Here is a 10303-nt window from a genome sequence, read left to right as displayed (position 1 = left end):
ATCCGGACAGCAGGTGATGTAGAACACGCTGGAAATGTAGTTGTGAAAATGAAAAATTGAAGTAGTTCGATGACTTCCAGTTTATTAGGATAGTGAAAAGTATTTCTTTTGACCAAAATAAGAATGGTGCATCTGCACCATTCTTTTGCCTTGTCAAAATGATGGGGGTTGATTATAATACTGAGTATGACAGAAGAAGAAATGATTAGACAAATTGCAGAGCCAATACTTAAGCAATTAGAGAAAATTGAAAAAGAACTTGGAAACCATCGTATGTCGCAGATTCCACAAATTAAATTTGTGAAGGAATCCGAAATGGGAGATGCTCCATTTATGATAGGTGACATTGAGGTTACGGATGAGCTTCTAGAAAAAGTGGAGGCATATATCCAAGAAGAAATCGAAATGATGCATAAGCCAACGGTGCTACATTAGAAAACCACAAAATTTTAAAAAATGCTTGCATTTTAAATTGTGTTAGTGTATTATAAGTGAGCACGTTGGAAATGCGGGTGTGGCGAAATTGGCAGACGCACCAGACTTAGGATCTGGCGCCTTCGGCGTGGGGGTTCGAGTCCCTTCACCCGCACCACTTGTAAATGTAGACAATTACTTCGGTAGTTGTCTTTTTTTGTTTTGTGCTATAATTTTTTTATGAATGTTTGTGTATATTATGAAAAAATAAATGAAGATTCAATTCGTATCAATCGAGTGTATTCATTAAGTCCCAAGATAGAAATACCAGAATCCATTGATGGATATGTTGTTCGTGAAATTGGGGATTATTGTTTTTCTTCAAAAGAAGTCGATTTATCGAAAGCTATTTTAAGTTGTGACATCCCTTCAAATTATCATGAATGTAGTGGGGTTGATGTAGAAAGTGTTAAATTTCCGAGAACTTTAAAAAAACTTGGGGATTATGCGTTCTATAATTGTCGGAAGCTAAAAGAAGTATATTTACCTTTTACTTTAATAAGTATTGGCAGTGATATATTTATGAATTGTTTAAGACTCAATCATATCTATTATGATTGTTCTATATTTTCAGTCACTATTTTAAAACAAATCTTAACGCAAATCACATGGGATGTAGAAGTTCATTTTTTAGATGGTTCTATATTTTATCCAGAATACAATGGTGGTTATGATGAAGTGGGCCCTGCTCATATCTTTGCCTTGAATATTGAGGGGGAAGGGTTTCGTATGCGTCAATGTTTTAAAGAGGGAAAAATCGATTTTGATGGATATGATGCTTGTTTTGAAAAGCTATGTGCAGAAGAGAGTGAATCTTGTATCTTTCATGTAGCGATTCTTCGCTTTATGATGGGATCTGAACAATACATTCCTTATTTAAGGGCACATGATTTGACTTCTTATTTACATGTATATAAAGATATATGTGTTATGGTAGAAAAATTATTGAAAAAAGAGTGTCTTGATCAATCCAATCTAGATCGATTGATTTTTATGGAAGAGGATTTAGAAACTCGAACGCTATTGATGGAATTAAAGAATAAGATGTTTACATCATCATCGACATATTCTTTTGAGGATTTTTAATGCGACAAAGTGAATGGGAAAAAGAAAAGGCAATTCATATCTTAGAGTTAGTTCGATCCGAACTCTATATGGATATGCCACATTTTTTGACGGCGTTAAATACGCTTGAGTTTAGGAATGATGATCGCGTATCTTTGTGTGCGACAAATGGTGTGTATTTTTACTACAATCCATTAAAGGTGATAGATTTATTTCAGAAAAATTCACTGTTTTTGAATCGTGCCTATCTTCATAGTATCTTACATTGTTTATATAGCCATATTTGGCTTCGAAAAAATCGCATTGAATTTATTTGGAATGTAGCTTGCGACATAGTCGTGGAATATACATTAGATTCAATGCATAAAAAGAGTGTTTCACGAATCTTATCGTATATTCGAAAAGATGTATATCGTGAAATTGAAAGCTTGACAGGTATCAGTTGTATTACAGTTTATGAATGGCTTTGTACACGGGATGATATTCAAGATTTATATTATGAATTTGTGGTAGATGATCATGCTGCATGGCCTAAAGAACAGGATGAGAAAGTGCCTCAATCATCTTCTGCTCAAAAAAAGTGGCAGAGTGTTGCCAAACAAACATTGTTTGATCATAAACAAAAAGGGAAAGATAATGAGGATGGGGATGCTTTTCTTGTGTCGAGTTTACAGGCAAAGAAGTCGAAATACTCTTTTTCTCAGTTTTTAAAACGGTTTAGTATTGTGAAAGAAGAAATGCACATAGATTTGGATGAATTCGACTTGTCCTATTACACATATGGAATGTCGATCTATAAGAATATGCCTTTGATTGAGCCTTTAGAGACAAAAGAAGTTAAAAAAATCTATGAGTTTGTGATTGTACTCGATACGAGCTATTCGATCAATGAAGAGCTCGCAAAACGTTTTCTTTCAAATACTTATAGTATTTTAAGCACTTCAAATATGTTTTATAAATCATGCAAGGTGCATATTATTCAATGTGATGATAGGATTCGTAAAGACGATGTCATCTCAAACCAAAATGAAATGGACCGTTTATTGAATTCATTTACTCTAGTGGGTGGAGGCAATACCGATTTTAGACCGGTATTTAGCTATGTGAATGATTTGATAGACCAAAAGGTTTTTCAAAATCTTTGCGGTCTGCTCTATTTTACCGATGGAAAAGGAATCTATCCTAAAAAGAGTCCGGCCTATAAAACAGCCTTTATTTATTTAGAGGATTATGATCGAAGTAAAGTGCCTTCATGGGCAATTCAATATAGATTGGAAGAAAAATTATGAATATATTACAGGCAAAAAACGAAATAAAAAATACTGTACAGGCATATTTATCGAAGGATTCGTTTGGTGAATATGAAATTGAATCGAAGAATCAGCGACCATTACTATTGATTGGTCCTCCTGGTATCGGTAAAACACAGATTATGGAACAAATCGCAAAAGAATGTCAGATTGGACTTGTCAGCTATACAATTACGCATCACACGCGTCAAAGTGCTGTGGGTCTTCCTTTTATTCAAGAAAAAGAATTTCAAGGAAAGACATATTCGATTACGGAATATACAATGAGTGAGATCATTGCGAGTGTGTATTCGAAAATGGAAGATACAGGTTTAAAAGAGGGTATCTTATTTATTGATGAAATCAATTGTGTATCGGAAACATTAGCGCCTACAATGTTGCAATTTTTGCAGAATAAAACCTTTGGAAATCAAAAAGTTCCAGCCGGATGGATCATTGTAGCAGCAGGAAATCCAAGTGAATATAATAAATCAGTTCGTGATTTTGATGTCGTGACAATGGATCGTATTCGTTATATCCATGTTGAAACGGATTACTATGTATGGAAAGAGTACGCAATCTCAAAACATATTCATCCGATGATCTTAAGCTATTTGGAATTAAAGCCCAATCATTTCTATACAGTTTCAACAAGTGTGGATGGCATGGAATTTGTGACGGCAAGAGGCTGGGAAGATCTATCTTATTTACTCTATACATATGAAAAGATGCATTTAGAAATTTCTCAAGATACCATTTATGAATATTTACATCATGAAGATATTGCCGAAGATGTCTTTGCCTATTATTTGGTGTATAAAAAATATCAGGATGATTATGGCATTGATGATATCTTAAACGGAAATGTATCGAGTACGATCTACGCTCGATTGTTTAATGCGGATTTTGATGAAAGAGTCTCTGTAGTTAATTTAGTGATGGATGGTTTACTACGACAAGTGAATGTATATTCTTTTGAAAAACATTGTACAGATCTTTGGTTTCGTTTCTTGAAAGAATATCGCAAAGATATGGATTCTTCTTATTTGGACCATACAAAGGTATTTATGTCAAATTATCGCAATAAATTACAGGCGGAACTATTGAATACTTCACAAAAACATGAATATGAATTTGTGTTAAATAACATACAAAAAGTCGTGGTGGATGAAAGTTTAGATCCAAAGTCTCGTTTTGATTCTTGTACAAAGCCTTTCTTTGAACAAAAGGAAAGCTTGGAACAACTAGACAGTCAATTGAAGCAGGAAATTGAAAATGCGTTTGAATTTATGGAAAGTGCATTTAAGAATGGACAGGAAATGACAATATTTGTGACCAATCTTACGATGTCAGCAGAAATGGCTCTATATTTAAGTTCACATACGATTGATGTATATGAAAAGTATAAACAAGTCTTGTTGATAGGAACACAAAAGGCAAGATTATTGGATGAGTTAGCGCATTAAAAGGAGTAGAGTATGGATTATTCAGAATTAAAATATGATATTGAAGACTTTGAGTCGGATCAAGATAAAAAACTTCCACAACCACCATTGGTAAAGGATGCTATGCGAAAGGAATCGATAGAACTTCCTAAAAATTTTGACGCATTATCCATTTGTTCTAACTTTTTAGATATTATCAATACACGTCATAGTAGTCGTGTATATACGCAAGAACCTATGTCTTTGCTGGAACTATCTTATATGTTGTGGACTTGCCAAGGTGTGAAACAAATTCGTGGTAAGAAATATGCAACATTGCGTACAGTACCTTCTGGAGGAGCTAGGCATGGTTTTGAACTGTATTTTGTATGCCAAAATGTAGAAGGATTAACCCCTGGAACCTATCATTATTTACCTATGGAACATCGTATTGAGTTTTTAAATCCCATCGAAAAGGTAAGTGATGTTTTGGCAGCTTCCTTGTGTGAACAATTATGGGCTTTAAAAGCCAATGTGATTTTCTATTTTAGTTACATCCCATACCGAACAGAATGGCGTTATGGCCATCTTGCACATCGAATAGCTTTAGTGGATCTAGGTCATGTTGGAGAAAATATCTATTTGGCAAGCACAAGTATTGGTTTAGGAACTTGTGGCATTGGAGCGTGTGTGACTTCGATTTGTGATGAAATGTTTGAATTGGATGGCGAAAATGAATTTATTATGTATGCGCAACCGGTTGGAAAGGTGAATAAAGAGGATTTTGTGAAAGAAAAATCTTTTTATGAATTTGTTGAAAAAGAAGGCTTATAATGTGTTAAAATAGATTGGAACTAAGGAAAATATATTATGAGTAAAAATGATAAGAATATAGATGCTTATTCAAAAGCACTTTTAGATAAAAAAACAGAATATAACGAGGAATTAAAAAAGCCGAAAGAGGTTCATCAGATGTCTGAAGCCGAAAGAAGACAGGCTGAAAGGACAATGTCTTCCGCTCTAGATATGCTTCGTAAAGAACGTGGTCAAAAAACGATTGCGGAAGAAGAACAATTTTATCAGGAGCATAAAGAAGCTTTAAAAGACATGGATGATGACTTTACAACTTCTTCTATTGAAAAGGAACAATCCAATGAGGCATTAGATCTTGTACATGCGATGTTGCAGGATATGTCAAATGATGGGGATGATGAGGAAGAAGAGGTTGTTGTCAAAAAGGAAAAGAAGCCAAAAGAAAAGAAAGAAAAAAAGGAACAAAAGCCTAAGGAAAAGAAATCTAAGAATAAAAAAGTCAAAGAAAAGAAACCGATGAACAAGGTTACTAAAATTGTATTATGTGTAATCTTATTAGGTTTGGCGGCCTTAGGTGGATATGCCTATAAAGTTTTGGTGTATGATCCACAAAATATTGTTTCACAAGCACAACAGAAAACATATGATAAATTAGTATCTTATGCGGATGAGTATGGAGACAATATGATGTCAGATGCTGAGAAATTAGAGCTTCTAGATTTGGATAAAGATTATAAAAAGCTTTTGGATAAACAAAAGACTTCAATCAATGAATATTTCAAAGAACAGACTGGCAAAACATATAAGGCTTTGTTGAAAGATATGAAGCAGCTTCATCAAGATAAAGAAGAAGTTAAACTTCCTGCTTATCAACAAATTGTTGATTTGTTGAATGGCTGGGAATCAAAATCGGATGAAGAAAAGATGGCTGTAGCCGATATGCAGTCTACATATAGTTCATTGTCTAAAAATTTAAAAGGTGAAGTAGATACTTTATCAAAATCAAAGACAGGAAAAGACTTTATTGATTTATGTAAGGAACAGGCTGAATTAAAGGCGGCTGCTGAAGAAAAGGCGCGTCAGGAAGAAGAAGCTAGAAAAGCAGAGAATGAAAAGAAGATTCAGGAATATCAAACAAGCTTGAATAGTTTGCAGCAAGACTACAATACATATGCACAATATGCACAGAGTCTAGAGTCAGATTTGGCGTATGCGCAACAGAATGGGGAAGATACAGCGGACATTCAATCTCAGATTGATACAAATAATCAGATGTTGTCTTCTTTGCAGCAACAAATTTCATATTATCAACAACAGATTTCTGCTTTACAATCTTAAAAAATAAGACTATCCTAATAGGGTAGTCTTTATGCCGACTTAGCACAGTGGTAGTGCAACGCACTCGTAACGCGTAGGTCATTGGTTCAAATCCGATAGTCGGCACCATGTTTTGAAATTAAGCTGGTTTAACCAGCTTATTTTTTTGAAGGGAGAATCTATGAATTTAGATGAAAAAATGATTTTATTGGCCACTGCCTTTTTGTTCTTGCCCTATCAAATCGCAAGTGTAGGAATTGCATGCATTTTAATACAAGCATTATGCCGACATAAATTGGTGTATGCCATAAAGACTCAAACGGGCGCAATTTTCTTTTATAGTTTTGTCGTATTGGAATTTATTGTTTCCATCTTCCATTCGAATTGGATAGGACTAGGCAATACATGGTTATTTGTGTTGATCGGTTTATATGGAGCTTATTATCGTAGAAGCATCACAAAAAACACATTTGAAAAGATGTGTGATCTTATTATTATTTTATCGTTATTTGCGGCTATCTACGGTTTGTATCAGTTTAATCAGATTTCGCTTGCGAACGGCCGTACATTTTTAGAATTCCATATCTTTAATTCGCCAAAACGAAGAATTACTTCGACATTTATGAATGCGAATATCTATGCGATGGTCATTGATTTTGTATGTGTGATGTGTATGTATCGCTTTGTGAAAAATGACAATATTCTTTGTAAGATTGCATATTTTATAATTGCACTGTTTAATTTCTTTGTGTTATATCTAACAGGATCTAGAACCGCATTATTACCATTTGCCCTAATCTTTCCCATTTTTCTTTATTGTGTACGATGGAAAAAACTATTTATCACATCCATTGTATTCGAACTTTGTGTATGTGGTTTAGTATTCTTAAAACCAACGTTGATTCCAAGAATTAGTGATATGTCCACTTTTGCCTCTCGCATTAAAATTTGGAAGACGGCATTTATGTGTATTTCCATGTATCCGCTTTTTGGATGGGGTCCACAGACATATAAAAAGTTTTATCCATTGGTGCATGGTCATAAGGCACCTCATGCCCACAATATCTATATTGATTCGATCTTATCCTATGGAGTTGTTGGAACGGTTGTGCTTTTGGCCTATACATTTGTGCTAAATAAGGAAATTTTGACTTCGAATACAAGAAAAGAAAATCCGGCATTATTTGGCATGATGATGTGTTTTATTGCGATTGTATTGATTTATGGACTGTTGGATTGTACATTGAATATTGTCGCAACAGGAACTTTATGTTTTATCATTTTAAATAGTGCTTGCATGTACTTAGAAAAATAAATACAATAATTTTAGAAGACAGACAGTAGAAGGAGCTTTATGAAATGTATATCTCTTTTTGTCTGTTTTTTTATTGGCTTACAATCAATGGTTGTGCCAAGTTATGAAGTTTTAATTTCGAATATAGAATCCAAAGTGGACACAGTTGATGAGAATCAGGCTAGTTTTTTATCTATGAAATGTCGGGATGTTTCAAAGAGTATCGAATTTAAACAAACAAATTTAATGGCTCGAGTTGAGAAACAAGAAAAGTGTGTGGATGAACTTGAACGTAGGTATAAACAAAAAAAGAATTATTATGAATTAAAAAAGTTAGAATATGGCTTTGAATTACAAGCGATTCAAAGAAATAACTCTATCTTGTATCCGTATAAGATACAAAAGAACTTGGGATTGTATTTTGATGAATATAGAGAAATTGAAGTAGAATATTTGAAACATAAAAAACAATTGGATAAGAATCAAAATACGTTATTGTTGTATGATGAATATCTTAAAAGATTATCCAATTGTCAAAGTCGTTTATTCAAACGGTTTTCGAATTTAGCACAAATCAATGAATCTGGACAACATAATGAAGATTCTATGATTTCAGGAACTGAACATTTGCCGGATTATGGGGGTTATGAATCGTGGCAACAAAATGGCATGTCTTGTTTAGTGGATGGAAATTATGAAATTGATTCGTATAGTTCTTTTTGGCAAAATCCAGTTGAAAATGGTACAATCAGTGCTGGATGCTGGTTTTATCCGGATGGAGGTCTTCATTTAGGTTTGGATATCGCAAGTGCGATGTATAGTGATGTCTTAGCGGTTGCCAATGGGATCGTGTTGTATGCCCATGCACCAGTGGATTCGAACAATGGATATTTAGGAAACTGGTGTGGATGGCCGAATGGTGGTGGCAATACCATTTGTATGGTGGTTGCCGTCAATGAAAGGCTTTATGCGATTACTTATGCGCATTTATCCAATGAAATCTATGTGACTAGTGGCCAGCAAGTCAGTCAAGGTACAGTTATAGCGAAAAGTGGGAACAGTGGCAATTCAACAGGGCCTCATACGCATGTAGAGGTGTTTGAATTAAAGCAGAATCTCAATTCAATCGTAGAATATTTTAGAAACAGCGGTGCTGATTTTTCTTTTGGATGCGGCTATAGTGAAGCTGCAACATGCTCAGGCTATGCATGTCGCATTGATCCTGAAACCGTTTTGGAGGGTGTATGAGTCAAGAAATATATTTTTCTCGCATGCAGGAATTGTTGAAAGATGAATATGATGCCTATATTGAATCTTTATCAAAACCTTTATATCGTGGTATGCGTATCAATTTAAAAAAAGCAGAATTGAATGAATTTGATCATTTGGATCATCCAAGTCAGTTCTGTAAAGAAAGCTATTATGTAGATAAGCCGTTGGGAAATCATCCCTTCCATATTTGTGGCTGTTTTTATCTGCAAGAACCAAGTGCTTCAAGTGCCGTTGAAATCTTGGATGTACAAGAAGATGATTATGTGTTGGATTTATGTGCGGCACCAGGTGGAAAGAGTACACAGATTGCCTCGCATTTACAGAGTGGGTATTTAGTATCGAATGAAATTGATGCGAAGCGTGCCCAAATCTTATTATCGAATATTGAGCGTATGGGTGTGAAAAATGTGGCAGTGACCAATACAAGTGTAGATAAGCTTGCGAAGGTGTTTGATGCTTGTTTTGATAAGATTTTAGTAGATGCACCGTGTAGTGGTGAGGGTATGATCAAAAAGCATGATATTGCTTTGAATCATTGGAGTATTGAAAATATTGAGCTTTGTGCAGCGCGTCAAAAAGAAATATTAGAGCATGCCTATTCGATGTTGAAACCGGGTGGTACTTTGGTGTATTCCACATGTACATATGCTTTAGAAGAAGATGAAGATGTTGTCTTAGCTTTCTTAGAAAAACATGAGGATATGGAATTGGTGGATCCAGAAGTTTTGTGGGGAAGAAAAGGATTTAAAGATTTAAATGTGCGCCGTATTTTTCCAATGGATGGTGGTGAGGGCCATTTCATTGCGAAATTCAAGAAACAACCTGGCATGGCAGGTAAACTTCCTGTTTTAAAATCTAAGAAGATTGATAAAGTAACTGAAAAGTTTTTGAAGGAACAATTGAATACTTTACCAAAGTATTACTATATAGATAAGGATAGAGTATATGGTATGGATGTTCCGTTTGTGGATTTTAAAAAGGTAAAAGTATTGCGTCAAGGTGTATATTTGGGGGATGTCATTAAGAATCGTTTTGAGCCAAGTCATTCTTTTTATATGGTTGCGGATTTTGACTATAAAAGAAAAGTCAATGTAACATTAGAAGAGATGGATCTTTTTATGCATGGTGAAGTTCTTCAAAAGGAATGCGAAAAAGGGTATGTAGCGGTATGTTTTAATGAACATCCGTTTGGTTTTGGCAAGAGTGATGGAAGACAAATCAAAAATAAGATTCCTAAAGGGTTACGATTATTACCCAATTCACATGTGAATAAAGACTAAAAAAGGGGCTGTAACGAGTAAGTGAATTTTATCGCTTATGGAGTTCAGCTCCTTTTGTTTTACCATATACCTTGT

9 protein-coding genes and 2 tRNA genes are annotated in these 10303 nt (G+C 34.5%); all 11 read left to right on the top strand.

Annotated features, from left to right (window positions below; all coding sequences use genetic code 11):
* Positions 1 to 186: 186 nt before the first annotated feature.
* The gene (locus Q0F04_RS10315; protein WP_117572052.1) at positions 187 to 435 is read left to right on the top strand and encodes a hypothetical protein; all 249 of its coding nucleotides are present in this window, start codon (positions 187 to 189) and stop codon (positions 433 to 435) included.
* Between the two features lie 73 nt (positions 436 to 508).
* Positions 509 to 592: transfer RNA gene (locus tag Q0F04_RS10310), tRNA-Leu, on the top strand.
* A gap of 62 nt (positions 593 to 654) precedes the next feature.
* Complete coding sequence (locus tag Q0F04_RS10305) at positions 655 to 1560, top strand: leucine-rich repeat domain-containing protein (RefSeq protein WP_295753007.1); 906 nt, start codon at positions 655 to 657, stop codon at positions 1558 to 1560.
* Positions 1560 to 2828 (top strand): VWA-like domain-containing protein, encoded by a 1269-nt coding sequence (locus tag Q0F04_RS10300; RefSeq protein ID WP_295753004.1) that lies wholly within the window; start codon positions 1560 to 1562, stop codon positions 2826 to 2828. Before Q0F04_RS10305 ends, Q0F04_RS10300 begins: the two co-directional genes overlap by 1 nt.
* A complete protein-coding gene (locus tag Q0F04_RS10295; RefSeq protein ID WP_295753002.1) occupies positions 2825 to 4294 on the top strand; it encodes an AAA family ATPase in 1470 nt (489 codons plus the stop codon). The genes Q0F04_RS10300 and Q0F04_RS10295 overlap by 4 nt, the downstream gene beginning before the upstream one ends.
* 12 nt (positions 4295 to 4306) lie before the next feature.
* The gene (locus Q0F04_RS10290) at positions 4307 to 5086 is read left to right on the top strand and encodes a SagB/ThcOx family dehydrogenase (RefSeq protein WP_295753000.1); all 780 of its coding nucleotides are present in this window, start codon (positions 4307 to 4309) and stop codon (positions 5084 to 5086) included.
* 36 nt (positions 5087 to 5122) lie between these two features.
* Complete coding sequence (locus Q0F04_RS10285; protein WP_295752998.1) at positions 5123 to 6403, top strand: hypothetical protein; 1281 nt, start codon at positions 5123 to 5125, stop codon at positions 6401 to 6403.
* Positions 6404 to 6436: 33 nt separating this feature from the next.
* Positions 6437 to 6511: transfer RNA gene (locus Q0F04_RS10280), tRNA-Thr, on the top strand.
* A 52-nt stretch (positions 6512 to 6563) separates the two neighbouring features.
* Entirely contained in the window at positions 6564 to 7697 is a 1134-nt protein-coding gene (locus Q0F04_RS10275; RefSeq protein WP_295752996.1) for an O-antigen ligase family protein, read from the top strand.
* Between the two features lie 93 nt (positions 7698 to 7790).
* Positions 7791 to 8924, top strand: coding sequence for a M23 family metallopeptidase (locus Q0F04_RS10270; protein WP_295752994.1), 1134 nt, complete (start codon positions 7791 to 7793; stop codon positions 8922 to 8924).
* On the top strand, positions 8921 to 10228 hold the full coding sequence (locus tag Q0F04_RS10265) for an RsmB/NOP family class I SAM-dependent RNA methyltransferase (RefSeq protein ID WP_295752992.1): 1308 nt from the start codon (positions 8921 to 8923) through the stop codon (positions 10226 to 10228). Before Q0F04_RS10270 ends, Q0F04_RS10265 begins: the two co-directional genes overlap by 4 nt.
* Positions 10229 to 10303: the final 75 nt, after the last annotated feature.

The sequence above is a fragment of the uncultured Holdemanella sp. genome (assembly GCF_934772795.1).
Lineage (GTDB): Bacteria > Bacillota_I > Bacilli_A > Erysipelotrichales > Erysipelotrichaceae > Holdemanella.
Note: the sequence above shows the minus strand (reverse complement) of the source record. Positions and strands in the feature narration are given on the sequence as shown.